Origin of the sequence: Streptomyces sp. L2, from assembly GCF_004124325.1 — a bacterium.
Taxonomy (GTDB): domain Bacteria; phylum Actinomycetota; class Actinomycetes; order Streptomycetales; family Streptomycetaceae; genus Streptomyces.
Genome location: NZ_QBDT01000002.1, coordinates 66447 through 93099, shown reverse-complemented (window position 1 = coordinate 93099; position 26653 = coordinate 66447). Strand labels below are relative to the sequence as shown.

The following is a 26653-nucleotide window of genomic DNA, read 5'->3' as shown; positions in this document are numbered from 1 at the left end:
AGCACTCCTGGTCGCCACAGAAGTGTTGGGCCAGTGCCACCGTCAATGGCGCTGTCTGGGGCCTTGTCCACGGTGCTCTCGGAGGGATCCCACGGTGCGCCCGCCACGCCCGTCGTATCCGACTTGCGTGGAGTTCAGTCGCAGCATCTGACTCATCATGTGGCCCCGTGCGTCGCTACTGATGACGTCTAGTCCAATTGTCGTATGAGGTGCGAATTAGCCCCATGGTCTGTTGGTCCGTCATATCGAGAAATCTTAGAAATCTTATGAGTGTGTAAGGTCCGCGTTTAGGGGCTGTCTTGCCTCTAGTCGGGTGAAAGGTTTTGGTATGGAGCTGCGGCAGCGCCGGCGTTGGGTCGGTGGGATGTCTTTGGGGTTATCGGCGGCGTTATCGGTGTCGATGGGGGCGGTGGGGTTCTTCGCTGCGGTGTCGCCTGCGTCGGCTGATGCGGGGGATGGTTCGGCGACGGTTCGTGTGGTGAGGGAGGTGAATGCGAACGGGAAGTGGGATCAGGCGCTGGAGCCGGGCTGGGCTGGTGTGACGGTGACGCTGACCGATGATGAGGGCCGGTCGGTGACGGGTGTGACGCAGGCGGACGGCACGGTGAAGTTGTCGCCGGGGACGGCGTTGAGTGGTGGTAAGTACCGTATTGAGGTGAAGAACCCGGATGCGAAGGTGTATTTTCCGGGTGCTGCTTCGGCGCGGACGGATCTGACGGATCCGCGGGTGCTGTCGTCGAATGTGGAGTTCGTGGACCTGTCCGCGGGCAAGAACGTGGAGGTCACCACCTCGTTCTGGAGCCCTGAGGACTACTGCCAGAAGAACGCCACCCTCGTCACCGCCTGCATGAATCCCACGATCCCGACCGCTGCCCCGGATTCCAACAAGACCCTGACGTCATTCCCGTTCAACGCGCGGGGTGAGTACAACCAGCTCACCACCCTGGCGAACAACGCCCAGACAGGAACGGTCTGGGGTATTGGCTACAACAAGGTGACCAAGCAGATCTTCTCCGCTGCCTATGCGAAGCGGGGAACGAAGTACGGTCCTGGTGGTTCCGGCGGTATCTACCGGACGGATCCGGCTACGCACCAGACGGTGGTGTGGGCCATGGTTCCCAACCCGGGTACCACCGTGCACAATCCGGGTGTCCAGATGGATGAGGCGTTCGGGCCGGTGGTGGGCAAGGAGTCGCTGGGTGACCTGGATGTGAGCCCGGACGGCAAGGACCTGTATGTGGTCAACATGCATGACCGCAGGCTCTACCGCTACGACGCCACGCAGGCCACCGCGGCCGCACCGAAGGCCTCGTACTCCATCCCGGACCCGGGCTGCGCCGCCCACAGCGACTGGCGTCCCTACGGTCTGGGCATGCAGGACGGCAAGGTCTATGTCGGCGGTGTCTGCTCCGGCGAGTCCACCCACAACAAGGCCGACATGCGGGCAGTCGTTCAGACCCTTGACCCTGTGACGGGCCAGTTCACCGCCACCGTCATGGACCAGCCGCTGAACTATCCCCGCATGGAGACGATTTACACCAACGGCAACTGCTTCGGGGGGGCCTGGTACCCGTGGAGCGAAACCCGTCCCACTACTCAGGACGGCCACGCTTGCACCAGCCCTGCCATTGAGAATCCGGAGCCGGTGCTCTCCGACATCGCCTTCGAGACGAACGGCGACATGGTCCTGGGCTTTGGTGACCGCTTCTCCGACCGCAGTGGCTGGGCGCTGCCTCCCACGTCCGGGACGTGGCCCGCTACGACCACGTTCGAGGGTGGTGACATCAACCGGGCGTGCCGAGGCGGAAACCACATGTTCGTCCTGGACGCCCTCGGAGGCTGCAAGAACAACGCCACGTCAACCAACAACGGCGGCCATGACGAGCCGAACGTCAAGGAGTTCTACCCGGGTGACTGGTCAGCCGGTATGCACCGGGAGGTCAGCGAGGGTGGTTTGGCCCTGTCCAAGGTGGAGACCACTATCCCCTTCACGGCCATGGACCCCATCGACACGACAGGTGCGGGTGTGCGCTGGGTCGACCGCAACACGGGCACCCGGTCAGGACCGGGCGTGTTCACGGGTACCAACCAGGACAGCAGCAGCGGCAATTACCTGAGTGACGTGTTCGGTAAGACCCGTGGTATCGGTGACTTGGAAGTCCTGTGTGATCAGGCGCCGTTGCAGTTGGGTAACCGGGTGTGGCAGGACACCAATGAGAACGGGATCCAGGATCCTGGTGAGGCGCCGGTGGCGGGTGCCACGGTGAACCTGTACGACGCGAACGGGAACAAGATCGGTACGGCGGTCACGAACAGCCGTGGTGAGTACTACTTCGATTCCACGGTGACGAAGAACGTCAGTGCTGCGGATCTGGTCTACGGCCGTACGTACACGATCAAGATGGACAACCCGGACGACTACGCGGCCGGTGGTGTGCTGCAGGGCTGGGTGCCCACCCGCCCGAACCAGGGCGACGACGACCAGATCGACTCCAGTGGTGAACCGGACGGCAACCCCTTCCCCGCCGTCGTGGTCAACCCCGCCGGCGCCGGGCAGAACGACCACGGCGCCGACTTCGGGTTCAAGAAGCCCAGTGTGGACCTGTCGATCATCAAGGTCGGCCCGGCCAAGGTGGATCCTGCCGGTGAGGTCGTCTACAACCTGATCGTCACCAACAACGGACCCAACGACTCCTCCGGCTGGACCGTGACCGACCCGCTGCCCGCCGGCATGCTCAACCCGCACACCTCCGACGCCGGCTGCGGCATCGGCGCCGGCACCCTCACCTGCACCGGCGGCCCCCTCAAGGTCGGCGAGAGCCACACCATCACCGTCCGCGGCCTCGCCCCCGCCACCGGCCCCGCCAAACTCGACAACTGCGCCACCGTCCGGGGTAACGAGCAGGACCCGAACATGCAGAACAACAACTCCTGCGTCACCACCGACATCCCCGGCATCCCCCTGACCGACCCCGGCATCGCGGCAGCCTTCGCCGTCCTCACCGGCCTCGGCACCGCCTACTACCGCCGCCGACGCCACACCACCGGAGCCGCCCTGTAACCCACCCACAACCCCAACCCACCCACCGTCCCTCCCCCCACCAACCACCCGGGGGGAGGGACACCCACATCAGCAGGAAACGCCTGACGGACAGGCTCCATATTTTTCGGCGCCCTGGTCAGCTCTGCCTTCCTCCGTCAGGCCGTCGTACGCCGCTGGTCACCGGGACTTCTGGCCTCCGATCAGAATCCGCCGTGAAAGCGGGTGGAAGGGCAGGGCCATCACTTCCCTGGGTTACAAAACCGTCATATTTAATGATATGACGGTTTTGCTCTATGTCCGTTTGTTTGACGTCTCCGAGCGTCTGCGAAGGCCATCGCAGCGGATCGCTGTGGCAGTCCTCGGGCAACACCGCTGCGCACACTTCTCCAGCCGCTCAATCCGATGCCATACCCCACCAGGGAGACGGACTTCCATCGAGATGATCGAATGTGAGGCAGACGCATGACTTCCATACATCTGAGGAAAACGCTGGGAACACTCCTGGCGGGCCTGGTGATGAGCGGGATGGCTGTCGGACCGGGGCCCTCGGCAGCGGCGGCGGTGCGAGACAACTCAGCGTCCGCCGACCATGGCGGCGCATCACGCGAGCCGGTGTACTGGGTGGGGGCTTGGGCCGCCGCTCAGGAACAGGCGACCACAACGTCACCCGCGCAAGCACGAAGTGGATTCGCCAAGCACTCGTCGTTGCGGCAGATCGTCCGGGTCAGCACCGGTGGCGACTTCGTGCGCATCCACCTGTCGAACCTGTACGGAAGAGTGCCCTTACAGCTCGCGGGCGCGACGATCGCGCGTGCCGGATCCGGGGCCGCCTTGCAACGCGGATCGCAGCGCAACCTCACCTTCGGCCACCGCCAAGCGGTATCGATCGCCAGCGGAGCTGAGCGAAGCAGTGACCCTCTGACGATGCGCACGACACCATTCGAGAAGCTCACCGTCACGCTGTACTTCGCAGCCCGGACCGGGCCGGCGACGTACCACAAACGAGCGATGGCAACCAGCTACGTGGCGGCCGACGACCACCGGGTCGATCCGACAGCCAAGGCGTTCACCCAGACCTCGCAGTCTTGGTACTACCTCACCGGTGTGGACGTGCGCGGCCGTCAGGCCCGCCAGCGAGACGGGGTGGTGACCCTGGGCGACTCGATCACTGACGGCTACGGCTCGACTGTGGACGCGAACAACCGCTACCCGGACGAGCTGGCGGAACGCCTCGCACGTCAAGGGCGGCCGCGCCCCGTGATCAACGCCGGACAAAGCGGCAATGAACTTCTCCACGACACCTGGTGCTACGGCGAGAGCGGCATCAACAGATTCCGGCGCGATGTGGCGACCCGGCCCGGTGTGCGGACAGTGCTCCTCCTTGAAGGCATCAACGACATCCACCGCAGCGGCAAGACGAACATTTGCTGGCCCGGTGCCCCGAGCATCACGGCGGCAGACCTGATCCGCGGCGAGCGGTATCTGATCTGGTGGGCACACACCCGAGGCCTTCGGGTGATCGGTGGGACACTGCTGCCGTGCTCCAACACGGGACAGCCTGAGGCCGTGCGCGAAGCGGTGAACAGCTGGATCCGGAGCACCGCCGGCACCAGCGGCGGATACGACGCGATCGTCGACTTCGACCGGGCGCTCGCCGATCCCGGTAACCCGCACGCACTGCGCCCCGCCTACGACAGCGGTGACCACCTCCACCCGAATGACGCCGGTTACCGCGCGATGGCCCAAGCGGTCGACATCTCGCAGTTGTGATGAAACCCCTTGCCTAGGTGACCCGCCAGCCATCGCTGTGATCCGCTGCGTTGCTGGCGGTTCCTGGACCCGAGCGGCCGCGTCCGTTCGAAGAACGGACGCGGCCGCCTGTACTGCGTCTGACTGCAAGACGCTAGACGTCACCCACGAGGTGGCGCAGATGCGGAGTCGGAGTTCAAGGGGCTCAACTGCTGGCGCCGAAGTCCTGCGTCCAGTAGGAACCGTTGGCGTCCACGCCGATGCCTATTTCCTTGAGCCTGGGATTGAGGATGTTGGCACGGTGGCCCGGGCTCTTCATCCAGTCGGCCATGATGGCCTCGGGGCTGCCCTGCCTGTGGTGAATGTTCTCGGCCCACATGGACCAGCGGTAACCGGCCCTCTGGATTCGGTCGCCGGGCGAGGAGCCGTTGGGGCCCGTGTGGGAGTAGAGGCCGGTACGCGCCATCTCGTCCGAGTGGGCCTGAGCGGCCTTGCTCAACGTCGCATTGAGGGTCAGCGGATGCAGCCCGGCCGCCGCACGCTCCTTGTTGACGAGCTGGAGGATCTGCCGCACGGTGGCATTGGAGGGAGCCGCGTGGCGCTCATCACCGTGCCGGGTGGGCTGTTCGCGGTGATTGCCCGGCTGCGAGGGCTGTTCGCGGTGATTGTCCGGCTGCGAGGGCTGTCCGCGGTGATCATCCGGCTGCGAAGGCTTCTCCTTCGTCACCGGGGTCCACTGTCCGTGCCATTGCCCGTGGTCGTCGAGCTTCCAGTCGCCCTGCCAGTTGCCCTGACGGCCGTGCCACTCGCGCTGGCCAGATGTGTCGGTGGCCTGGGTGTCAGGAGTGGTCTGGCCGTCCTGTACCGGCGTCCACTGTCCGTGCCATTGGCCCTGGTCGTCCAGTTTCCAGTCGCCCTGCCAGTTGCCCTGACGGCCGTGCCACTCCCGCTGGCTCGACACGTTGTCGGAGCCGGTATCGACCTGCGTACTCCGCTCCTCCTGCTGAGTCGGCCGCGTCACCTGCTGCGTGCGTAACGGGCAATCCGCGGCGAACGAACCCGTAGCGGCGGCTAATACGAAGCCGGCGGAGACGGGGGCCATTGCACCGACCTTCAGTGCCCGCTTCTGCATCGGCGTCAGCTCTTTGGGCTTCTTATGACGTGCCGTCATGTCTTCCTCCTGGGGTGGAATGAGTAGCTGCCGAAGACCCGCTGGACGCGGCTTGAGCGATGCCTGAGGTGCTTGGGCACGCGGGAGTTCCGCTCCCTGTGAATGCGGCAACGGGCATGAAGGTGCTCGTGTCCAGATCACGGGAGCGGTAGGGCTCGGCAGGTAACGGCAGGTTATACGACCACCGTCCATTACGAAAAAGTAACGGGCAGTCATGTTGTCTCTCAACTGGTCGGTAATTCAGCGCAGATGACGCTGATGATCAGTCAAATAGCGAGAACTCTCGGGTAGTTGACGGTCGGTTGTCTGGCGGCCGGCTCGGGGCGTCTTGAGGTGACCGGGTGCTCGCGCGTCATCAGTCGGCGTCTCGCCAGGCGGGGGGAACACCGGCCTTGAACGTGATGCACCGCGATATGGGTGCATTTATGAGGACTATGCGTCACATCCATACCCGTACCGAGCTCTGAGTCGGTGACCTGGTAACGATGCGGCGGACGAGAGCACATGCGAGAGATGACCCGGAGAAGACTGTTCGGCCTAGGCGTAGGCGCCACGGCGGGGTGGGGACTGGCAGGTTGCGACGGATCTCACCCGTCGGGCCGTTCGAAGCACGCGGGAGGCTCCGGGGATGGCCGTTCAGCGAGTACGGCCCCGCCCGCGCGCCCCATCGGTGACGGCTCGACCTCCTTCACCGGCAAGCAGCCGCACCAGCCGGCCAAGCCCGAGCCGCTGGAGCCGGGGCAGACCCCGCCGCAGTTCGTGATCTTCTCCTGGGACGGGGCCGGCGAGGTCGGCAACGGCCTCTTCCCGCGCTTTTTGGACCTGGCCAAGCAGCACGGCGCGAGCATGACCTTCTTCCTCTCGGGGCTGTATCTGCTGCCCGAGTCGAAGAAGCGGCTCTACAACCCGCCGAACAACCCGCGCGGTGCCTCCGACATCGGCTACCTCACCGACGCGCACATCAAGGCCACGCTGGCCAACGTGCACCGGGCCTGGCTGGAGGGGCACGAGATCGGCACCCACTTCAACGGGCACTTCTGCTCCGGCCAGGGCACCGTCGGCAACTGGACCCCGCAGCAGTGGAAGAGCGAGATCGAGCAGGCCAAGGGCTTCGTCAAGCAGTGGCGGACCAACACCGGCTGGACCGATCTGCCGTCCCTGCCGTTCGACTACGACAAGGAGCTGGTCGGCGGCCGTACGCCCTGTCTGCTCGGCCAGGACAATCTGCTGCCCACCGCGCGTGAGCTGGGCTGGCGCTACGACGCCTCCTCGCCGGGCGGCCTCCAGGTGTGGCCGGCGAGGAAGACGGGGCTCTGGAACCTGCCGTTGCAGCAGATTCCTTTCCCCGGGCACTCCTTCGAGGTGCTGTCCATGGACTACAACATGCTCGCCAACCAGTCGGTCAACTCGACGAAGGCCCCGCCCGCCAACTACCCGGCCTGGCGCAAGCAGTCGGCGCAGTCGTACATCGCGGGCTTCGAGCGTGCATATACGACGAACCGGGCACCCTTCTTCATTGGCAACCACTTCGAGCAGTGGAACGGCGGGATCTACATGGACTCCGTCGAGGAGGCCTTCAAGCACATCGCGCGCGAGAAGGAGAAGGGCGCGGACGTACGGCTGGTCTCCTTCCGGCAGTTCGTGGACTGGATGGACGTGCAGAAGCCGGAGATCCTCGCCAAGCTGCGCACGCTGGACGTGGGTCAGGCGCCGGCCGGGGGCTGGAAGGAGTTCATGAGCGGTGCGCCCGCGAGTGCGTCGGTCGGCACCTGAGGCAGGCCGTCGCTGCCGGGTGTGTCACCGCCGGTGGACCACCTCGTCACCGGTCTCTCAAAATGCGCCAGGAGCGGATCCTGTCGGGCCGCATCGAACACGGTGGCCTTGCCGGCGATGAGTTCCTTGCACAGCTCGACGAGTTCACCGTACGGAGCGTCCAACCCTTCACCGCTGGCATGCATGTAGGCGATGGTGACGGCGCACGCGAAGCGCACATTGAGTGCGGGCAGCGGCCGCAGCAGGAGCAGAGTGTGGAGCAATGCGGCCGCGCGCCAGGACGCGTCCGTGTCCGCGCCGAGGCGGGGCGGCTCGACCCGGTGTCTGGCCACGGCCGCGACGAGGGCAGAGAAGTCGCTGATGTGGGGCTGGTCGGGCAGCGCGGCCCGGCGGCGACGATGGCGTCGGCCAGCGCGGGATCGGCGAAGACCCGCTGGAATTCCGCCGCGTCCTTCAGGGCGCGGCGGTGGGCGATCGTGTCGGCGGTCGAAGCCAGAGGATGTACTCCGGGTACCTGCGAGGTACCCGGAGCAGGGGTAGGCGCCCAGAGTGAGGGCCTGGTCGCGCACTGACAGCGAATGTCTCGCCCTTCCGCCGAGCCGCGCTCCTCCGTCCCTTCCCCGCCCATTGCACCCGGCGTGCGTCCGTGTCGTCATGGTGATGACGACACCAGACATCAACAGGGAGACAAGGGAGACAAGGGCATGGATCTGATGAGCCGCACCGTGAAGGATCGGGCAGCGATGCTCGCCCTGACAGGTTTCACCTTAGGAACGTTGACCTTGCCCGCCGCGGCGGTGCCGACGGCCCTCACCACGGCCTGTCCGACCGGGTGGGGCAGCATGGCCGAGACCCGGCCTGCAGCCACAACGATGCCGGTGGCGAACGTCCGGACGGGCCGGCACACCTGCTACGACCGCATCGTCATCGATGTAGCCGGCGCCAAGAGCGGAAGCCTTGGTTACTCGGTTCGATATGTCAGCCGACTCGTCCAGGACGGTTCGGGCCGCACCATACCCATCCGGGCCGGGGCTGTCCTGGAGATCGTGATCAACGCCCCCGCCTACGACCTCCGCACCGGGAAACCCACATATCCCGCGAAGCCGGGTCACAGCCTGCCACGAGTGAACCTCGCCGGGTATCGCACCTTCCGGGCCGTGAAGTACGGGGTGTCCTTCGAAGGCCAGACCCAATTCGGCCTGGGCGTCCGGGCGAGGCTGCCGTTCCGGGTGACGGTGCTCGACGGCCGGGCCGTGGTGGACGTCGAGCACGCATGGAGGTGAACGGACGACGGCCCCGGTGTCCTGGAGACCCCGCCATGCTCCACATCACTGGCCTGACGGGGCAGCGGACGGCTGACACCGCTCCTTCTCCCCTCGCAAGCGGGAGGCCACCTCGGGGACGTAGGGAGCGGTGACGCCCAGGTCGGTGGCACGAGCGAAGGCGGGGTGGTCGGCGTACTCGTGCAGGGTGCTCAGCGAGCGAAGACCGTAGTAGGCGGGCGGAACCGCGGGACGAGGCATGAGGGGAGCGAGGGGCGAGCCGGCGGCGACGGCGGGGAGACTGCGCTGGAAGAGAACGTGGCAGGCCTGGACACCCCGCAGGAAGAGTTGCTGGTAGCCGTCGTCGGGAGCGATGGGGAAGCGTTCTTCCGCGAGGACGGTTCCGGTGTCGATGCCGCGGTCCACCTCGTGAAGTGTGGCGCCGTACTCGCTGTGACCGTGCAGAAGGGCGAAGACGACGGCGGCGGACGCCAGGCCGCGGTGCTGGGGGAGCAGGCCGTTGTGGATGTTGTAGATGCGCATGCCGGAATCCAGCAGAGGAGCCCGGAAGATCATGCGGTTGTCGATCGACCAGACGATGCCGTCCGTGCAATCGCCGGTCAGGCGGTCCGCCACGGCATTGACGTCGGTGACATGGAGGAACGGCGCATTGCCGGGGTCCGCTGGCTCGTCCGAACAGACCAGGTCCACCTGGTGGCCGGAGGCCAGCGCGGAGGCGACGGCCCGGTGGAGGAGGGCGCCTCGGCCTACGAAGATCATGTTCAGGCTCCCGAGTTCGCGGTATGGACGGCGGCGCAGACCCGATCCACGGTGACGTCGCGGAGCAGGTCGCGCAGTTCTGCGTGGAACGTCTGCCGGCGATCGGGGCGGACCAGCTCGCTGGCGACGTCGCTGAGCATGAGGAGCAGGCTCAGCGAGTCGCCGCCCAGGTGATGGAAGCGATCATCAGAGCCGATGCCGCCCGAGACGCCGGTGCCGCCCAGGATCCGGCGCCAGATCTCTGTCACGGCGGCGGCCAGCGGGTCGCCCGCCGTTCGCGAGTCCTCCTCATCCAGGGCAACGTGTTCCGCTGACGGGTGATCCGTTCCCGACCCGTTCTCCTGATCCCGCGGCTGTTGCGGCCCGAAGGGCGATGGCAGCGCGCGCTGGTCCACTTTGCCGTGCGGTGTCAGGGGCAGGCCGTCCAGTACGCGTACGGCGGCCGGGACAAGGTACGGGGGAAGGAGTCCGGCCGCGTGCGCGCGGATCCGCTCGGAGTCCAGAGATCCAAGGCCGGTCCCGGTGACGTACGCGCACAGCATCGGTTCGCCCGTCGGCCCCGGACGGGCGACGACGACGGCACGGTCCACCTCGGGATGGCACTCCAGCACGGCTTCCACTTCACCCGGTTCGATACGGAAGCCGCGGATGGAGAGCTGGTCGTCGGCGCGGCCCAGGAATTCCAGAGCGCGGCCGTCGGCGGTGAGACGGGCCAGATCCCCGGTCCGGTAGGCGCGGGTGCCGTCAGCCAGGCGGACGAAGCGTTCCCGGTCGAGGTCCGGACGGTTGAGGTAGCCGCGGGCGAGCTGGGCTCCGGCGAGGTGGAGCTCGCCGTCGGTGGCGGGGCGGCCGTCGGCGTCGAGAAGGATGACGTCGGTGCCGGGGACGGGGAGGCCGATGGGAACGGCGGGGCGATCGCCGTCCTGGGCGGTGTCGAAGGTATGGACGACGCAGCCGATGGCGGCCTCGGTGGGACCGTACTCGTTGAATATCCGGCAGTCGGGGCCGAACAGCCGCTGGGCCCGCGCCGCCGCCGGGCCGCGGAGCTGCTCACCGCCCACCACGACGGACCGGATCCGACCGTCCGGCACCGAAATGTTCAGCGAGGTCATCAACTCCAGGTGCGCTGGAGTGAGTTTGAGGGCGGTGACACCACAGTCGCTCAGCAGCCGGGTGAGGGTGTGCCGGTCCGGCTCCCCCGGTTCCAGGGCGACACTGCCGCCGGTCAGCAGCGGAAGCAGGAGCGCCGTACCGGTGAGGTCGAAGGCGAGGGACGTGAACAGTCCGAACCGGGTCGCCGCGTCGACGCCGTACCGTTCCCGCGCCCACCCGGCGTACGCCGTGAGCGCGCGGTGCTCGACCTGCACGCCCTTGGGCGTACCCGTGGAACCGGACGTGTAGATGACGTAGGCGACGGAATCCGGCGACACCGCATCGCCCGCGGCACCCACCGGTTCCGCGTCGTCCCAGGGCAGGGATTCCAGCGTCACGACCGGGCACATGCCGTCCGGAAGGGCTGCGCGGTATGCCTCGCCCGCCAGGCAGAGGACGGCATCGGAGTCGGCGAGTACGGCGCCGACGCGTGCGGGCGGGTGCGAGGGGTCGAGCGGCAGATACGCGGCGCCGGACTTCATGATGCCCCAGAGTGCGGCGACGGCAGCCGGGGTACGGCCGTCCAGCAGACCGACAACCGTCCCCGGGCCGACGCCGCGGGCCCGTAGCTGTGCGGCCACGGCATCGGACCGGCGGTCGAGTTCGGCGTAGGTCACCGCACTGGCCGGATCCGTCTCGACGGCCGGTCCGGTCAGGGCGATGGCGTCCGGCGTGCGGTGCGCCTGCTCACGAAAGAGCGCGGTCAGGGTCGCGGCTCCAGCGGTACGCGACGGTGGTCCGCCGCTCAGGCGCCCCGTTCCCGCCGTCGGCGAAAGCCTCTCGCAGACGGCGTCCAGCAGTGACGCGGCGGCCGCGACCCTCTGGCCGGGGCCCGCGGACACCACCAGTTGCGTGTGACGTCCGAATTCGAGCGTCGTGAAGGAGACCGGTACCAGGGGAACCCGGACGGGGAGGGAGTAGGCGGTGCCGGCCTCGAAGCCCGGCGCGCACACGTCGTCCGGCTCGATACGGCCGAGGTGGCTGATCAGCGCGGTGCAGGGGTGGCGGTCCAGGGCGCTGACGGCGGCCGAGGCCGCCCGGCCCAGCAGGCGCAGCGCGCCCTGCGGCAACCGGGCCGCGCCCCGCTCCTCCCCGGCTGCGAGTTCGGCGCCTTCGGCCAGCGCCCGCAGTAGGTCCTCCTGCCACTCCTCCCACGGCCGGCCGGGAGCGCCCTCCAGGAAGACCGGCAGGCTGAGATTGGCACTCGCACGCAGGCCGGAGCGGTGGCGGCGCAGGTCCACGGGGACCATCACCCGGGCCGCGGTGCCCAGGTGATCGGTGACGGCGGCGGCGATCCGCGCGACGAGTGCCGGGTGGGTGCCGTCCAGGCCGCGCCGCGCCCAGTGCACAGCACCGGACCCAGGCTCTTGCGGGCGGCGCCGGCCGTCCAGGGGAGAGCGCCAGCCGGGCCGCTGGCGGGCCCGGTGCGGGACGGGAGCACCGGTGCCGCCGGTGAGCTCGTCGAGCAGAGCCATGTCACCGACGGCGGACGGTGCGCCGGCCAGCTCCTCGCCGCGCAGAGCACGGAAGACGTCGAGCGTCCAGCCGAGCAGGCCGCGGCCGTCCATCACCGCGTGATGGGCCCGGAACACCAATGCCGCCGGCGCGTCGGGGTCCGCCGAAGCGGCGGGGACGACGACGACCTCGCAGCTTCGTCCCGCGCCCGGGTTCAACGGGGCGCACAACGCCCGGTCCAGATCCGCCGCCTGCCGAACCCCCGGGGCCCGGCCGCTGTCCGTCCAGAGCCGTCCCCGTAGAGCCAGCCGGGCACCCGGGGCGGCCTTGGACGCGCGGGCGACGGCGTCGCGCAGATCGGCGGGCGCTATCGCGCCCCGTCCTTCGATGACGAGCTGGATGACGAACGGCGCTCCCGTCGCCCGCTCCAACGCGAGATAGAGCCACTCGTTGGGGGACACAGGACGCTGGAAGCGCTCGCCGGTCCCGGTGCTCTTCGTCTGGGTTCCCATTGCCTTTCGCATGTCCTTCACCTCACGGCACGGACGAACGCCCGTACCCCGCCCGTCGACTCCACCCAGTCCGCCAGGTCCCGGAGCCCCGTTTCCTGGCTCACCACGGGTGCGTATCCGAAGTCCCGTGCCGCCGCGGTGGTGTCGTACGTTCCGGAGCGGGTGAGCAGGGCAAGCGAGTACCTGCTGAGCGGGGGTTCGCGCCGGGCGGCGAGCGGCGGCAGCCGCCACAGCAGTTCCGCCGCCCGGACGGCGGCGTCAAGGGCCGGTGCCGGGACACGGCGGGTGGGCGGCCGGCCCCCGAACAGCTCGGCGACGCGGGCGAGAAACGCCCACAGGTCGGTCCGCTCGGCGTCGGCGATGAAGTAGGCGTTACCTCCGACTCGCCCGGCCGGGGCCTCGGCGGCCCGCAGGCAGGCGGTGGCGGCGTTGTCGCAGTGGCACAGTGAGACCAGCACCCGCCTGCCGCCGGACAGGTCGGGCAGCCGCCCGTCCAGCATCTTCGCCAGCAGCTTGGGCAGGAACCCGGAGTGGTCCCGCGGCCCCCAGATGCCGCGCGGCCGCAGTGCGCAGGTGGTGAACCCAGGACGGTTCGCGGCCCGCACGAGCTGTTCGGCGACGGCCTTCGTCTCGGAATACAGGTTGAGCCAGCGGTCGGGATACGGGACGGACTCGTCGACGTCATGGCGGTCGCCCTCGTCCGGCCGCATCAAGGCGCTGGGACTGCTGACGAACACGAACCGCCGTACGCCGGCCGTGCCGGCGGCGTCCAGCAGCCGCCGTGTGCCCTCGACGTTGGTGTCCCAGAACTGTGCCCGCCTGCCGTAGTCCACGACCCGCGCGGCGCTGTGCAGAACGACGTCCACACCCTCCACGGCCTGACGCAGCGACCGCGGATCGCGCAGATCGCCGTACGCCGGTTCCACCCCGGGCGTGCCGTGCCACGGCGCTTTGGCACTTGAGGGCCGCACGAGGGCGCGTACGTGGTGGCCCTCGCGGACGCAGTGGTCCACGAGGTGGCCGCCGAGAAAACCGGAGGCGCCGGTCACCAGGACCTTCATGACGGCCTCATCCCCGCATCCGGGCGGGCGGCGGGGCGAGCCGCCGGCAGGGTCCGCCACCAGGTGGCTCCGTACAGCATGGTGAGAGCGGCGGTCGCGGCGCCGGAACGGCCGGCCGCCCGGCCTCTCGGCAGCGCGGCCGGGATCTGGGCGGCGTGCACCACCACACTCAGGAACAGATCGATCCACCACAGCACCGCCAAGGGCAGCGCGCCGAACGGGCGGATGACCCCGCAGAGCAGGTACGCCCAGCCGGCCAGCGGTATCGCGCGCGGTAACCAGGTCCGTAATCGGCCCCGGCCCGCGGCGAGCCTGCGGGCCGCCCATGCGGCCAGTTCCTCCCGCCCGATCTTGGCGTTGTGGCGGATGTCGACCGGGAAGGCGGGGTGGCGCAGGAAGTCGCGCAGCCCGGCGGTCACCGGTTGCGCGTCGGCGAGAGCGTGCAGTTCGGGCAGCATGGTCCGCCACCGGGCTTCGTCCACACCGGCCTCGGTCTCCACACAGACAACGGGGCGCTTGGCCGCACGGCCGCCCTGGTCCACGCCGACGAGCGCACTGCGCCGCACCAGGGGATGAGCGTTGAACACGCCCTCACACACGACGGTGTTCAGGTCTCCGCGCTCAGTGGGGACCCGCTGGCTCTTGCGCCCGCAGAACCACAGCCGTCCGTGCCCGTCCAGATAGCCGAGGTCGCCGGTACGGTGCCAGTCGCGACCACCCTCGCGGATCTTGTGCAGGGCGTCCGCTCGGGCGTCGCGGTGGTAACCGGTACTCACCGCGTCACCGGCCACGACGATCTCACCGGCCAGGCCGGCGGATTGCCCGTCGTCGGTCCCGAGCCGTGACATCGGCCCGTCGCTGACCGGGATGACCCGCACGTCGAGGCCGGCCATCGGGCGTCCCACGCACGTACCGGCGCCGAGCGCGCTCAGGGACGCCGTCTCCCGGAGGATCTCCGCGGATTCGACGGAGGCGATCGGCAATACCTCGGTGGCTCCGTAGGTCACATGGAATGCGGCCTTCTCATCCAGAACGGCGCGGAGTTCCGCGACCAGCTCGGCCGGCACCGGAGCGCCGCCCGACACCACACAACGCAGGGTGGCCGGGAGGGCCGAGCCGCTCGCGTGCCGGGCGAGGGTGCGCAGCAGCGCGGGTGAGGCGAACATGGTGGTCACGCCGAACCGGGAGAGCGCGTCCACGAGCAGCCCGGGGTCGGCGTCCGCGACCCTGGACGGAGCGAGGGGCGCCAGCACCAGTGTGGAACCGAGCACCAGGTCGAACATGCCGTACAAAGGCAGCGTGACGAGCGAGACGTCGTCCCGGGAACGGCCGTGCGCGGCCCGCAGCTCGCGCGCCATCGCGGCGCCCATCCGGTGGGTGAACTCCACGCCCTTGGCGGGGCCGGTGGAGCCCGTCGTGAACCCGATCATCATCAGGTCCTCGCCGCCCACCCTGCCGGGCCCGCACCAGCCGTGTGATCGCGGGGCATCGGCCAGCAGCCCCTGGAGCGTGTGCCCGCCCCAGAACAGGCGACGGCCCAGGGTCACCTTGACACCGACAGCGGCGAACGTGCGGAGGCCAAGCACGCGCACCAGGTGGGCGGCGGGCGGGCCGATGAACGCCTCGGCGCCCACCGCGCGGTAGCAGTGGAGCATGCGCCGCAATCCCATGCCTGGGTCGACCACCACAGGAACCGCCCCGAGCCGGAACAGCGCGAACGCGATGGCGAACAGATCGGGTCCGGGCGCGGTCATCAGGATCGTGCGGGTTCCCTTGCCGATTCCGGCACCGGCGAAGCCGGCCGCCAGCCGTTCGACCCGTTCCTGCAGGGTGGCGTAGTCCATTTCCCGGTAGCGGACGCGGCCGTCGGGCTCCCGCCCCTCCGGGTGGATGATCGCTGTCTTGTGCGGGGCGACCCGTGCGTGATGCTCCAGGTAGGCGGCGAGCGATCGCGCCGTTTCCGTTCTCGCGGCCATCAGCAGCCCTGCGGCGGCCGGTAGCTGACGCAGGCCACGCTCGGCCCCGCTCCGGCGGTGACCAGCAGCACCTGGTCCTTGCCGGGCGGCATTCCGTGCTCCAGGGCGCTCAGGTACCCGATGACCGGGGCGGCCGTCAGTGGTTCGCCGCCGGCCTCGCCGGGGGCGCCCGGCGCCCATACGGACCGCGGGTCCACGTCCAGCCGGCCGGCGAGCCGCTCGGCGAAGTCGGGCACCGCCGGGGTACACACCAGCAAGGTGCGGTCCAGATCGAGACCCTCGTCCCGTACGTAGTCGCTGACGCTCTCCGCGCCGAGAGCGACCAGTCGCTCACCCCGTACGGATTCCGGCTCGCGCTCCACAGTGATCCGGTCGCGCCCTCCGGCGCTCATGCCCGCTGTCTCGAGGTAACCGCGGGTACCCGCCGAGCCGGCCCGGCCATCCGCGCCGCGCGAGGACACACGGCCGAAGCCGATGCCCGGATCGGTGCCGCGCTCCAGCAGCATCGCCGCGCCCAGGTCGGCGTAGGGGTAGGCGTCGTCGTCCGCGGCGCGGCCACCCGGATGCACGTCGGCCCCGGTGACCAGCACCCGATCGGTGGACCCGGTCGCCAGCAGCGCCTGCGCGATCTGTACGGCGTTGAGGATGCCGCACGCGCCGTTCATCAGGTCGAAGGAGAAGCCGGCGGCGGGCGCCGCGGAGGCCAGGTAGTCAAGGTTGATACCCACCTCCTTCTGGATCAGCGCGGCGAGGGACGGCTCGAAGGTGTTGGACTCGCGGTAGACCCCGGTGTTGATCAGTACACCGATCGCGTCGGGCGCCAGCCCGGCGTCCGCCAGGCAGGATTGAGCGGCCCGGGCGGCGAGCCGGACAGACGAGGCGGAGGTCTCCTCCGGGAGCGGAAGGGCGGTCCTGGCCGCTGTGACAACCACGTTCATCGTCATACTCCCAGGTTGGAGATCGTCATCGACACGGCCCCGGTCACCACACCGGAAGCGGCAGGCACCAGCAGGTACTTGGCCCCCTGGCGGGCCGTTCCGGCACGCAGATGCTGGCGCAGCACCAGCAAGTGGGAGGTGGAGGAGGTGTTGCCGAACTCCTCGACCAAGGACAGTGACTCGGGCATCGGTGTACCGAACTCGGCCGCTCCGACCGCGTTGACGTACTCCACGAACCGCGTCCCGACCTGGTGCTGGATGACGTAGTCGAAACCTTCGTCTTCGAACGTGCGGCCTTGCTTGGCCAGCAAGTCCCCGTGGAAGGTGGGCCACAGCCGCAGCCGGTCCTGCTTGTGCATCTTCTTGTTGTCCGTGTAGAGGGCGATGCCCTCCGTCCGGTCACTCGGCATGCCCAGGCACAAGTGGGAGTACTCGGAGCACGTCATCAGATCGACGTAGTGGATCCTGTCTGCTTCGTCGCGCGACTCGTCCAGAATGACGGCAACGGCCGCGTCGCCGACCGAGAGTGAGGCGAATTGCGGGTCGTAGGAGTCGGTGATCTCCGCCGCCGCCGTCTCCGCGACGCGGGTGTTCTGCTCGCCGCTCACCACCATGCCGTTGCGGACGATGCCCGCCCTGATCAGCCGGTCCAGGAGGTAGACACCGGTCAGCATCCCGGCGCAGGCGTTGGAGACGTCGAAGGTCACCGCGGTCGCGCGGAGCCCGAGCTCACCGGCCAACTGCCGGGCGAAGGAAGGCTCGAAGTAGAAGCGTGACCCGTCCTTGAACCGCGTGATCGACGCGTTGATGATGACGTCGAGATCCGACGCCTGGTAGCGGGACTTCTCCAGGCAGTCACGGGCGGCTTTCAGCGCGAGTCCGTAACTGTCCTCCCCGGCTTCGGGCCGGGGGTCGTAAACCCGGCGTTCCGCCACACCCGTGATGCGGTGCAGGTCGAACTCGGGAGCCCCGGCTACCTGGGCAACCAGCTCCGTGGTGGACTGGACGGTGGGCGGCAGAAATGCCCCCAGCGCCTCTAACCGGCTGTGACGCGCGGCTATGGACATGGATAGTGCTCTTCCCTGCAAATGTGCCTCGAGGGTTATGACGGCCCGATGTTAACAACGCACTTGATGTACCTGCCAATTGAAGACGTACTGGAGCGGGTGACGAAGATCACGGACGGAATGTGCTCGCCAACGGAACGACCGCACAACGGTTTTCGGCAATGGCTGAAAAGAGCTTTTGAATGTGCTTCGGGGCCTGTGTGCTAGTGGATCTGCAGAGGCGGTGCCGCCGGATCGCTGAGATGCCGCCGCCGCCCCAAGAGCGAGCCGTATTCGGGTATCTAGTTCCCCCGACAGGGGTGACCATTCCGGCCGGTTGTCGTTCTTTGTGTGGGGCCCGCACGCCTCGGAAGAACCACTCTGATGCGGGACTCCGGCTAAATCGGCACGATCTGCCCACGCGCAACCCTGCCCGCGTGTGGGCGTGCCATGCCGCGGCCCGCACTCCTCGCCTGGGGATGGGAGTGCGGGCCGCTGGTTCCCGGCACCGAGGCCATCAACCCGCCGGCGGATTCTCACCCGGTCCAAGGTGACGTACTCGCGGCGCGGCCGCACCGGTGGCTTCCCACCGGCACTCTTTCAGGGCAACGGGCCGTCATAAGGCCTCCGGCGTCGACTCCTTCTTATCGATCAGTCAATAGGAAAAGACTAGGGAACAGGCCCGGGATATGCGGTCGCTGCCGTCCCGTATTCACTGGCTCGGACTCGCTGAAAATCCACTGTCTGTCAGCCGAGGTCCTTCCCGAGTGGGCGCTGGGTGACCGCCTGAAACGCTCACTCAAGTCATGCGGCGATTGAAGTGACATTCGCTCAGGGAACGTCGCTCGCCGGAAGCCTTACCGATGCTGTGGCACACCGCAAAGAAGAAGTGCTTATGACAGGAGAGAGATCCATGCGTGATGCGTTGGCCCGTCTCACGCGGGCGCTGATCGCGATCGTACTCATGACGATCAGCGCGGTCCTCATGCCCCAGGTGAGGGCGGCGGCATCGGCGAATGCCGCACCTGCGAGCAGCTGTGCGGCGGTCGACGAACTCAAGCACTACATCCCGCTATATGCACTGAACGTGCCCAAGGCGGGCTACTGGCCGGGCGGGAAGAACGTCCCCTACACGGTCAACAGGTCGCTCACCATGAACGGGCAGCTCGGCACGCCCTACCTGGAACGAGTCGCCTACTGCCTGGACACAGAAACGGTGGGCGGCAGGCACGAGTGGGCGTACGCGTCGTTCGACGCCTTCACCAACGACCCGAGTCTGCTCGGGGTGCCGCACACCACCATCGCACGGCGGGTCACCGGCCTCACGACATGGGGAAGCAACGTGACGCATGTCGAGCGGGCAGACAGCGGCTACCTCGAGTTCTGGCCCGGCCACTACCGGCCCGCCACCGCACCGTTGGAGCCCACCGGCGACGGCAGCAAGTTCGATTTCTCTGACACACCGGTCCGCGACTCCTCCGGATACGGGTCGATGCAGGTGCACAACACCGCCAACAAGGAAACGGTGCTGGCACTCAACGGCTGGAGCAATAGCCGCGGGCGATACCTGGACATCGGCACCGGAAACCAGAGGACCGGCCAACCTGACTGGACTTTCTCCCAGTCGGGACGCACCCTCGCCAGCGCCAGGCTGACCGTGTATGTCAAGCCCGCCACGTCCCACGCCACAACCTGCGAGCAGACGGTGGGTGAACTGGCCGACTACCGACTGCTGTACGACGTGGAAGTCCCCAAGACCGCGGAAGCGTGGGCCAAAGGCGTCACGTACGCGACCGACAATTCGGTATCGCTTCGAGCGACCCGTGTTTCCCGCGTCGCCTACTGCCTGGACGGAATGTACGGGACCGTGCCGGCCTGGGGTTACGCCTCCATGAACGCATGGACGCAAAACCTGAAGGCACTGGGCGTACCCATGTCCGGGATCATCCAGCGGCGAGTCACCGGCCTGACCGTTCGGGGATCGGACGTGCGCCCGTCCGACAACAGCACCGGATACCTGGAGATCTGGCCGAACAGATACTCGGCGGCCCTGCCACCCCACGCACCCCCCGGAAGCAGTGCCCGCACCTGGGACATCGCGGACACCCCGCTGCCGGCGTCGGGGCCGATCCCCGGCACGGGCGGCTACGGCTCCTTCCAGGTCCATGACCTCACTCACCACCAGACCGTCCTTGCGGTCAACGGCTGGGCGGGTGTGCCGCGGGCCCCGGTTTCCGCCGGCATCGGCAGCGCACGCCGCGGCCAGCCGGACTGGACATTCGCAGCCAACGCGGGCAACTGGATCACACCGCACCTGAAGGTCTACGTGAAGCCCGCCGGCGTGGACATCACCACCGGCCCGACCCACGCGCAGCTGTATCCGCGGGACCACAACACGAACACCGGGACCGTCGTGGCACGAGGACGAGTCACCGACCCGGCCGTGACCGCTGTAGAGATGAGGATCTACCGCGAGGGCTCGCTCGTCGCCACGCGGCAGGCGTCGGCGGCTGGACAGTGGGAGCTGAAGGCCCCGATCGCCGCGGAGCGCGCCTCCTACACGGTCGAGGTGTGGGCGCAGCGGCTCACGGGCAAGACGCTCATCCGGCGTGCGACGGATGTCGTCGCCGGTGATGCGTACGTCATCGAGGGGCAGTCCAACGCGGTGGCCGCGGGAGGAGCGGTTTTCTTCGGCCCGGCCAGCTCCGCGGACCTGCTGCCCTGGGTACGCACGTTCGGCTTCAGCACCGCCGATCCTGCTCAGTCTGGCTACGACCGCAGCTGGTACCGGGCCACCGGCGAAGGGGCGGAGGACGGCACCTCGGAGCGCGGCGCGATCGGCCAGCTCGGCGTGCGGCTGGGGAGGGATCTGGCCGATCACACCGGCATCCCCATCGCGATCCTCAACGGCGCGCACGGCGGCCAACCGTCGACCTTCTTCCAGCGCAACGACAACAGTCCCACCGACCTGGCCACGAACTACGGCAGACTGCTGCGCCGGGTCCAGACCGCCGGCCTGGCCGATGCCGTCAGAGGTGTCATCTGGTACCAGGGTGAGTCGGACGAACGCCTGCCCGGCAGTCCGACTGCGGCTCAGCACGATGCCAACGTCCGGAAGCTCCTGGCCGACTGGCGAGCCGACTTCGCCCACCTTGAGCATGTCTACGTGGTACAGATCCGAAGCCATTGCGGGGTCAAGGGCACTGCCGCCGTCCAGGAAGTGCAGCGTCGTCTTGCGGCGGTTCCCGGCACGTCGGTCATGACCACCATGGGCCTGGAGCGCCACGACGGGTGCCACTACGGCTACCAGCAGGGGTACCGCCGACTCGCTGACTGGCTGAGCCTGGGCCTCCTCCGCGATCTCTACCGCGTCGTGCCCGCCACACCCGCGGACCCTCCGAACCCCCTGCGCGCCAGCTGGGCGGACACGGCGCACACCAGCATCCGGATCGACCTCACGGACGCGACGCAGGCGTTGCGCTGTGACCAGGGGAGCAGGGCCGACTTCATTCTCTCCGGTACGGCAGCGAAGGTTGCGGCCGTCACGTGCGGGACCGGCTACTTCAACCTGGCCTTGTCGCGGCCGGGTACCGGACTGACCGCCATCACCTATACCGGCCATCCAGGCACCGCCACCATGCAAGCGATGCCGACCACGCCATGGATCGTCAACGCTTCTGGGATGGGTCTGCTGGCCTTTTACCAACTTCCGATCAGCTGAGCCGCGGCGCCACGTGGACCGCGCTGATCCTGCGGGAGGTCGCACCTCAGGCATGGTCCGCGGGTCCGCGTCGTGACATCTGGCCGCCCGACTCGCCGCTATGCTCTACTGAAAAGGTGAGAAATCATCACATACGGGATTTATGTTGCAGGGGCTATGCCCTTCTGGGGGCGGCGGCTCTGAGCCACGCCGGTGACCGGGCCATCCCCGGCGGATTCCCCGTCCGTGTCACGCTGGATCCCGGTGGCTCTGGTGACGACACCGCACGCGTCCAAGCGGCCGTTGAACGCGCGGCCCGGGACGGCGGGGGTGCGGTGGTGCTGCGGCCGGGGATCTACCGGCTCGCGGGAACGGTGCGCCTGAACCGGTCGGGAGTCGTGCTGCACGGATCGGGATCCAAGACAGTGCTGTCCGGCACGGGCAAGCCGCACACGCTCGTCGCGATCGGCGGTTCTGGTTTGAACGGACTGTCCTGCGGGTCAGCGGCAATGCCATCTCGCTCGACGTACCACTCCCACAGGCGCTGGAAAGTCCATACACGAACGCTTCGGTGTGGGCGTATCAATTCCCGGGCCGCATCAGAGAATCGGGGCTGGAAGCCCTGGCCGCCACCGGCAGTGCGATCGTCCATGGCAGTGATTACATCAACCAGCCGCTGGTCTCTGGAGCAGCTGAAGGAACGGCATGCCACTGGTCACTCGGCCTGAAATCGTCAGGCCCTAGGGGCTCGTGTGCGAAGCCTCGCCGGTCGAAAACTCCTTTGTGCGAGGAAGACAGGAATGAGAACGCGACGGCAAGTGCTGAAGGCAGGGATCTCGGCAGCGGCTGCGGCGGCCGTGGGAGACACACTCACCCCTGAGCTGGCCAGGGCCGCCGTTTTATCCGGTCAAAATCCAGACTCTATTAGAGGCGTTAAATGGCGAACAGAGCCGCGCCGGCCACAGCCCGGTGACGCGTTCGATACCTTCGGAGTCAGGTTCGACACACAAGGCCTTCCCTACAGAACTGCCATCGGAGCGCTTTACAACAACGGTTTCCGAACCGTCGTCCTCAGGGTCGCTGACATGGCAGATCTGCCACATGGCACGACCAAGGGCCAACGGGACAATGAGGTCATCAAACTGCTGAGAGAGCTGAACCGCAGAGGAATCAACGTCTACTTGTGGAAGCGTCAGTGGTTCCAGAGAAGTGGTAGATATATTCATCAGGCAGGCGCGGACGAATTCATCGCAGACATGAGTGAGCTGATCAACCGTGCCAGACGAGAAGGGCTGGCGGGGCTCCGAGGGATCAGCGTCATCGAAACGAATCTCAACAATTGCTGGGAATTACGAGAACGTGCCCTCTACGTCGCCACGCGGATCAACATCAACACCAACGGATGGCTCAAGGCGCATACTCTGATGATGCCCGGGGCCGGGATGGGGCCATATTTCAAGGGCATTCACAATGGCGGCCGCGCATGGCTGGCTGCCCTGGAGGCCGAGACCAGACACTTCGCCCTCGTGTACAAGCACATGAAGAGCCAGGAGGGAGGTGTGTGCCAACTCGAAAGATTCAACAAGCGGTGGGATTATTACGTCGGCTACCGAGCCGAGACGTCAGTGGAACGCCAGATTGAATTCCTGCGCACCGATATGGGGCTGGCGGATCTTGAGCGCTACTTCCGTTCCCATAGGAGCGGATTTCCCAGGCACACCCATGTGGTATTTTGGGGCGATATCGGCGATGGCGTCTTCAGTTTGTCTGCCCTCGACGGCGAACCGCAGTTCAATCACAACACTCTGGAAGCTTTGCACAGGCTGCTTGTCAGGGAGAACCACTGGCACGGCTATTTCTTCGACTTCCCCTTCGGGAGCAGATCTGCCACAGGGACGGATCTTTGGCCCTACCAGATCCTCGTCAATCGGCGGAGCGGCCTTCGGACCAGGAATACCGCCTTGAATCGTTCGAAGACGCATACGGTCTGGGGGGAGTGGCACAACTGGGCCGGAGAAGGCTTCGTATATTGAGCGGCCGTCACCCTGCGGGGGGCACGGGCACGACGACGGCGAACAGGTCACCCCGGGGCACGAAGTGGACGTGGGCGCCGTTGCCGTGAGCGGCGGCGGCCTGGTCTGCCAAGAGGTTGCCACGCGTATGGCCGGCGGGAAACGCGGCGATGCGCTCGCTGAGACGGCCGTCGCAGTCGGGGCACCAGGAACTGGTGCCCGTCTGGGCGATCGGGGTCATCGGCTGCGGCGCCTTGAGCGTGATCATTCGTTCTGCTCCTCCAACGAGAAACCCTTACGCCCCTTTGGACCCCACAGCGGCTCATTCCGCATGCGTGATTCCGCAGGTGTGACGTGGATCACTCTGGCGTGCGGTGGCGACCGCCCGCTGAAGCCGAGCTACGGGTTGCCGTCCGGCCCGTCATAGTGGAGAAGGTTCCTCCTCTATATATGCGGGTTGCGGTTCAGGGATCGCGGCAAAGACGTCCGGTGGATCGCTGTCTCTGAACCTGACCCCTTGGCGGTGGGTGTCCACCAGTGCCGCCGGAGTTGTTGGGCCCGTCGCCTCTCCCCCCGTGGGCGACGGGCCCAACGGCATGGGGATACGGCACGAACGGCCTGGAAGGCTCGTTCGCCGGCTCGGTGTCGCGCGGATCCCGACGCCCGCTTCCCGGGACTCCTGACCTCCCCTGGCACGTCCGTCCGTTCGAGGCATCGAGGGACCACGAGGCCGCGCAAGCATGGCCTTGCCCGCAGCCCAGTGCGGAGGGTCGCGGGCCAAGGCCTCCATGTGCTCTGGCGGGCAGATCAGAGGCAGATACGGCCGATGCAGACCATCACGTTGGCAGGGGACAGCTTGATCTTGAAGTCGTTGACATACGTGTTCACCACGGCGAGCTGCAGGTCAGCGAGTTGAATGGTGGAGGGCAATAAGATGTCGTTGCCGGCCACCTTGGTCAGAGCGGTCTCAAGAGTGGCCAGTTGGGCGTCGTTGAGTACATCGATGTCTTTGACGGAGATGTTGACTTTGTTGTCGCTGAGGACGTCGGCGATCGTGATCAGTCCGGAGCAGTTGACGGTGTGATCCGCCGCGCCACCCTGGTTGGAACAGGAGTAGTCGTGCGCTGGGGCGGCGGAAGCCGGGCTGACGAGCACGCCGCCTGTCATGAGTGCGGCGACGGAAGCGGCTGCGGCCAGGCGTACCAGCTTGGGCATGAGGTGTCCCTTCGTCGGAAGGCCGGCCTGCCGGCGGGCGACAGACCGCGGGGAGGGCTCGGCGCCGCACGGGACGCGTGAGCAAATCGCCCTACAGAACCGTCCGCGTGTTCCCCTGACGGAAAACTAATGGAAGCTGGGCGTCTGCGCTCATCGGGCGCAGCTCCGCGCTGCTTCGGGCGTTGCCGCTCGTGGAGACCGGGCCACCTCCGATGCTCTGCCTCTCACTCCGGTTTGAGCGCGGTTCACCGGCGCACTGTTCAGGGGCCGTTCCGCTGGTCCGCTGGCCACAGCGATGATTGGCTTGGCCCAAAGATTCAGTGAGGTGAGCTTGCTCCTCGGAGGAGGTGACACCGATGGGGATAGGTTTCGGCAATTTAGGGAACTTGGTCTTTGTAGCCATAATGATCGTAGCCGTTGCTTGGATCATCGCTCGGATAAGGGAGTGACGGGGGTATAGGGCACGGCGGGCCGGGCGGTCTGCGCGCCCCAGGCGAGTGTCGGCTTCAAGCGCCAGTAGGGCGGTGTCAGCCCGTGGTCGCTGAAAGCTTGCTCCCTACGGCCCGTCACCGCCCGGCACGTGCAGGGCAGGTGCGTCTCTGACACGCCCACCATGCGCGACGTCTCAGAGAAGTACCCTCTCGAATCCGTCTTCAGCTACGCCGCCTGAGCGCCTCCGCGATCATGGCCCAGTTGGCGGCATCCTGGAGCAATCGGCGATCCATGTCGTCCTGTTCCTGAAGCGTCTGAAGACACTTCTGAACCATACGCAGGGCGTATTGGCGTTGCTCGGCCTTGATTTCAGTGGTCCATACGGTGATCATCGCGCACGCTGCTCCTGCCCCGGTCATTTCCTGTGCGGCCATGGCACAGAGGTTCTCAGGCTGCCGTCCCCCGTCATGCCACAGCCGCAAGTTCGGCATGCGTGCATGCGGCCCGTTCGAACACCGGGCAGGTGATCAGCGCGACTGTGTGTGCCGCTGCTCTACGTGACGCAGCCGAAACGACATGAACTGTGATGGGTGTCCACGGCATCCATCCTTGTCTATACTCATCCTTTTCTTCGAAATTAGCCTTGTCAAGCTACGCGTGAGATAAGCGAGTTAAGGCGTTTTGGCGTTGCTCGTGTGCCCTGCGAGACCTTTTCCGGGAGCTGGTGCAGGCCGGTTCCCGGTCAGGCAGCGAAGCCGATGTTGGTGACGTACTCGTACTGGCCCCACTCGGAGCCGAGGTCTACCACGGCGTCGTTGATCCAGGCATCGTCCAGTGCCTGGTCATCGCCTGCCGCCCATGCCTCGATGATGCGGTCCCAGTGACGGACGTTGAGTGCGCGGAAGGACAGGACGCGCTGGCGGGGGCCGGGCACCTGGGACTGGTTCAAGGGGTGGAATTCCACACGGGTACCGCGGCCTTCGCGGTTGAGGCGGGCCAGGAGGTAGCGGGCGACGTTGTGGCGGCGCACCGTGCGATAGGCGCTCTCGATCCGTTCGAGGTTCTTCCTTGAGGGGGTGCGCTTGCCGTCCAGCCAGGCTTTGAAGGTGCGGTCGGTGACAGTCAGACCGGCCTCACGGGCAGCGTCGCGAGCGTGACTGGTGCGGGTGAGGTAGTGCAGTCGCGCGAGCAGGCCCCGTCGCTGGGTGATGGGCGTGGCGATGAAATTCGCCAGAGTGTCGAGCTGGCGGGCCACAGCCTCATAGCCCTTGATGCCGCGCGCACCATATCTACCGAATTCGATATTTCTCTCCGGCACCGAACTCTCCCCAAGTTGCCCGCACGCGACGGAGCTTCGAGAATACTGGACTCAGCGG

The 26653-nt window shown here is 67.2% G+C and carries 17 protein-coding genes and 1 pseudogene; 6 read left to right on the top strand and 12 right to left on the bottom strand.

The features are described from left to right. The first annotated feature begins 328 nt into the window (after positions 1 to 328). Positions 329 to 3061: an SdrD B-like domain-containing protein gene (locus DBP14_RS35125; RefSeq protein WP_129312292.1), complete on the top strand. Its 2733-nt coding sequence runs from the start codon at positions 329 to 331 to the stop codon at positions 3059 to 3061. 444 nt (positions 3062 to 3505) lie between these two features. Continuing rightward, a complete protein-coding gene (locus tag DBP14_RS35120) occupies positions 3506 to 4813 on the top strand; it encodes an SGNH/GDSL hydrolase family protein (RefSeq protein ID WP_129312291.1) in 1308 nt (435 codons plus the stop codon). Between the two features lie 184 nt (positions 4814 to 4997). On the opposite strand, the gene DBP14_RS35115 is transcribed toward DBP14_RS35120, so the two are convergent. Next, on the bottom strand, positions 4998 to 5963 hold the full coding sequence (locus DBP14_RS35115) for a CAP domain-containing protein (RefSeq protein ID WP_164992571.1): 966 nt from the start codon (positions 5961 to 5963) through the stop codon (positions 4998 to 5000). A 504-nt stretch (positions 5964 to 6467) separates the two neighbouring features. On the opposite strand from DBP14_RS35115, the gene DBP14_RS35110 reads away from it, so the two are divergent. After that, positions 6468 to 7736 (top strand): hypothetical protein, encoded by a 1269-nt coding sequence (locus DBP14_RS35110; protein WP_129312289.1) that lies wholly within the window; start codon positions 6468 to 6470, stop codon positions 7734 to 7736. A 46-nt stretch (positions 7737 to 7782) separates the two neighbouring features. On the opposite strand, the pseudogene DBP14_RS37180 reads toward DBP14_RS35110, so the two are convergent. Beyond that, positions 7783 to 8116, bottom strand: a pseudogene (locus DBP14_RS37180) (toxin Doc). A gap of 333 nt (positions 8117 to 8449) precedes the next feature. On the opposite strand from DBP14_RS37180, the gene DBP14_RS35100 reads away from it, so the two are divergent. Next, positions 8450 to 9019: a hypothetical protein gene (locus DBP14_RS35100; RefSeq protein WP_241741409.1), complete on the top strand. Its 570-nt coding sequence runs from the start codon at positions 8450 to 8452 to the stop codon at positions 9017 to 9019. A 45-nt stretch (positions 9020 to 9064) separates the two neighbouring features. Here DBP14_RS35100 and DBP14_RS35095 read toward each other — a convergent pair whose 3' ends face one another. The 6 genes from DBP14_RS35095 to DBP14_RS35070 are packed head-to-tail and all read right to left on the bottom strand — an operon-like array spanning position 9065 to position 17939. After that, entirely contained in the window at positions 9065 to 9778 is a 714-nt protein-coding gene (locus DBP14_RS35095) for a formyltransferase family protein (RefSeq protein ID WP_129312288.1), read from the bottom strand. Between the two features lie 2 nt (positions 9779 to 9780). Further along, positions 9781 to 12909, bottom strand: coding sequence for an amino acid adenylation domain-containing protein (locus DBP14_RS35090; protein WP_129312287.1), 3129 nt, complete (start codon positions 12907 to 12909; stop codon positions 9781 to 9783). 5 nt (positions 12910 to 12914) lie between these two features. Then, the gene (locus DBP14_RS35085) at positions 12915 to 13958 is read right to left on the bottom strand and encodes an NAD-dependent epimerase/dehydratase family protein (RefSeq protein WP_129312286.1); all 1044 of its coding nucleotides are present in this window, start codon (positions 13956 to 13958) and stop codon (positions 12915 to 12917) included. After that, positions 13955 to 15934, bottom strand: a complete 1980-nt coding sequence (locus DBP14_RS35080; RefSeq protein WP_206739499.1) for a fatty acid CoA ligase family protein — start codon at positions 15932 to 15934, stop codon at positions 13955 to 13957. The genes DBP14_RS35085 and DBP14_RS35080 overlap by 4 nt, the downstream gene beginning before the upstream one ends. After that, complete coding sequence (locus DBP14_RS35075) at positions 15934 to 16878, bottom strand: hypothetical protein (RefSeq protein ID WP_129312285.1); 945 nt, start codon at positions 16876 to 16878, stop codon at positions 15934 to 15936. Before DBP14_RS35075 ends, DBP14_RS35080 begins: the two co-directional genes overlap by 1 nt. Next, positions 16875 to 17939, bottom strand: coding sequence for a 3-oxoacyl-[acyl-carrier-protein] synthase III C-terminal domain-containing protein (locus DBP14_RS35070; protein WP_164992570.1), 1065 nt, complete (start codon positions 17937 to 17939; stop codon positions 16875 to 16877). The genes DBP14_RS35075 and DBP14_RS35070 overlap by 4 nt, the downstream gene beginning before the upstream one ends. Positions 17940 to 18831: 892 nt before the next feature. Between DBP14_RS35070 and DBP14_RS35065 the strand changes: the two genes are divergently transcribed. Continuing rightward, positions 18832 to 21639, top strand: coding sequence for a sialate O-acetylesterase (locus tag DBP14_RS35065; RefSeq protein WP_164992569.1), 2808 nt, complete (start codon positions 18832 to 18834; stop codon positions 21637 to 21639). A 1064-nt stretch (positions 21640 to 22703) separates the two neighbouring features. Beyond that, positions 22704 to 23651 carry a hypothetical protein gene (locus tag DBP14_RS35060; RefSeq protein WP_129312283.1) on the top strand — a complete coding sequence of 316 codons (948 nt, stop codon included), beginning with the start codon at positions 22704 to 22706 and terminating at the stop codon, positions 23649 to 23651. Positions 23652 to 23658: 7 nt separating this feature from the next. Here the strand turns inward: DBP14_RS35060 and DBP14_RS35055 are convergent, their stop codons facing one another. From DBP14_RS35055 to DBP14_RS35040, 4 genes are all read right to left on the bottom strand, one after another. After that, positions 23659 to 23898 carry a hypothetical protein gene (locus DBP14_RS35055; RefSeq protein WP_129312282.1) on the bottom strand — a complete coding sequence of 80 codons (240 nt, stop codon included), beginning with the start codon at positions 23896 to 23898 and terminating at the stop codon, positions 23659 to 23661. A gap of 539 nt (positions 23899 to 24437) precedes the next feature. Beyond that, complete coding sequence (locus DBP14_RS35050; protein WP_129312281.1) at positions 24438 to 24845, bottom strand: hypothetical protein; 408 nt, start codon at positions 24843 to 24845, stop codon at positions 24438 to 24440. A 653-nt stretch (positions 24846 to 25498) separates the two neighbouring features. Continuing rightward, a complete protein-coding gene (locus tag DBP14_RS35045) occupies positions 25499 to 25711 on the bottom strand; it encodes a hypothetical protein (protein WP_129312280.1) in 213 nt (70 codons plus the stop codon). 308 nt (positions 25712 to 26019) lie between these two features. Further along, entirely contained in the window at positions 26020 to 26595 is a 576-nt protein-coding gene (locus DBP14_RS35040) for a transcriptional regulator (protein ID WP_129312279.1), read from the bottom strand. Positions 26596 to 26653: the final 58 nt, after the last annotated feature.

Coding starts and splice junctions, on each gene's coding strand:
- DBP14_RS35115 (WP_164992571.1), bottom strand. CDS start 5,963: ATGACGGCACGTCATAAGAAGCCCAAAGAGCTGACGCCGATGCAGAAG.
- DBP14_RS35090 (WP_129312287.1), bottom strand. CDS start 12,909: ATGCGAAAGGCAATGGGAACCCAGACGAAGAGCACCGGGACCGGCGAG.
- DBP14_RS35055 (WP_129312282.1), bottom strand. CDS start 23,898: ATGATCACGCTCAAGGCGCCGCAGCCGATGACCCCGATCGCCCAGACG.
- DBP14_RS35085 (WP_129312286.1), bottom strand. CDS start 13,958: ATGAAGGTCCTGGTGACCGGCGCCTCCGGTTTTCTCGGCGGCCACCTC.
- DBP14_RS35050 (WP_129312281.1), bottom strand. CDS start 24,845: ATGCCCAAGCTGGTACGCCTGGCCGCAGCCGCTTCCGTCGCCGCACTC.
- DBP14_RS35120 (WP_129312291.1), top strand. CDS start 3,506: ATGACTTCCATACATCTGAGGAAAACGCTGGGAACACTCCTGGCGGGC.
- DBP14_RS35100 (WP_241741409.1), top strand. CDS start 8,450: ATGAGCCGCACCGTGAAGGATCGGGCAGCGATGCTCGCCCTGACAGGT.
- DBP14_RS35110 (WP_129312289.1), top strand. CDS start 6,468: ATGCGAGAGATGACCCGGAGAAGACTGTTCGGCCTAGGCGTAGGCGCC.
- DBP14_RS35070 (WP_164992570.1), bottom strand. CDS start 17,939: ATGTCCATAGCCGCGCGTCACAGCCGGTTAGAGGCGCTGGGGGCATTT.
- DBP14_RS35080 (WP_206739499.1), bottom strand. CDS start 15,934: ATGGCCGCGAGAACGGAAACGGCGCGATCGCTCGCCGCCTACCTGGAG.
- DBP14_RS35065 (WP_164992569.1), top strand. CDS start 18,832: ATGCGTGATGCGTTGGCCCGTCTCACGCGGGCGCTGATCGCGATCGTA.
- DBP14_RS35045 (WP_129312280.1), bottom strand. CDS start 25,711: ATGGCCGCACAGGAAATGACCGGGGCAGGAGCAGCGTGCGCGATGATC.
- DBP14_RS35125 (WP_129312292.1), top strand. CDS start 329: ATGGAGCTGCGGCAGCGCCGGCGTTGGGTCGGTGGGATGTCTTTGGGG.
- DBP14_RS35095 (WP_129312288.1), bottom strand. CDS start 9,778: ATGATCTTCGTAGGCCGAGGCGCCCTCCTCCACCGGGCCGTCGCCTCC.
- DBP14_RS35075 (WP_129312285.1), bottom strand. CDS start 16,878: ATGACGATGAACGTGGTTGTCACAGCGGCCAGGACCGCCCTTCCGCTC.
- DBP14_RS35060 (WP_129312283.1), top strand. CDS start 22,704: ATGGCAGATCTGCCACATGGCACGACCAAGGGCCAACGGGACAATGAG.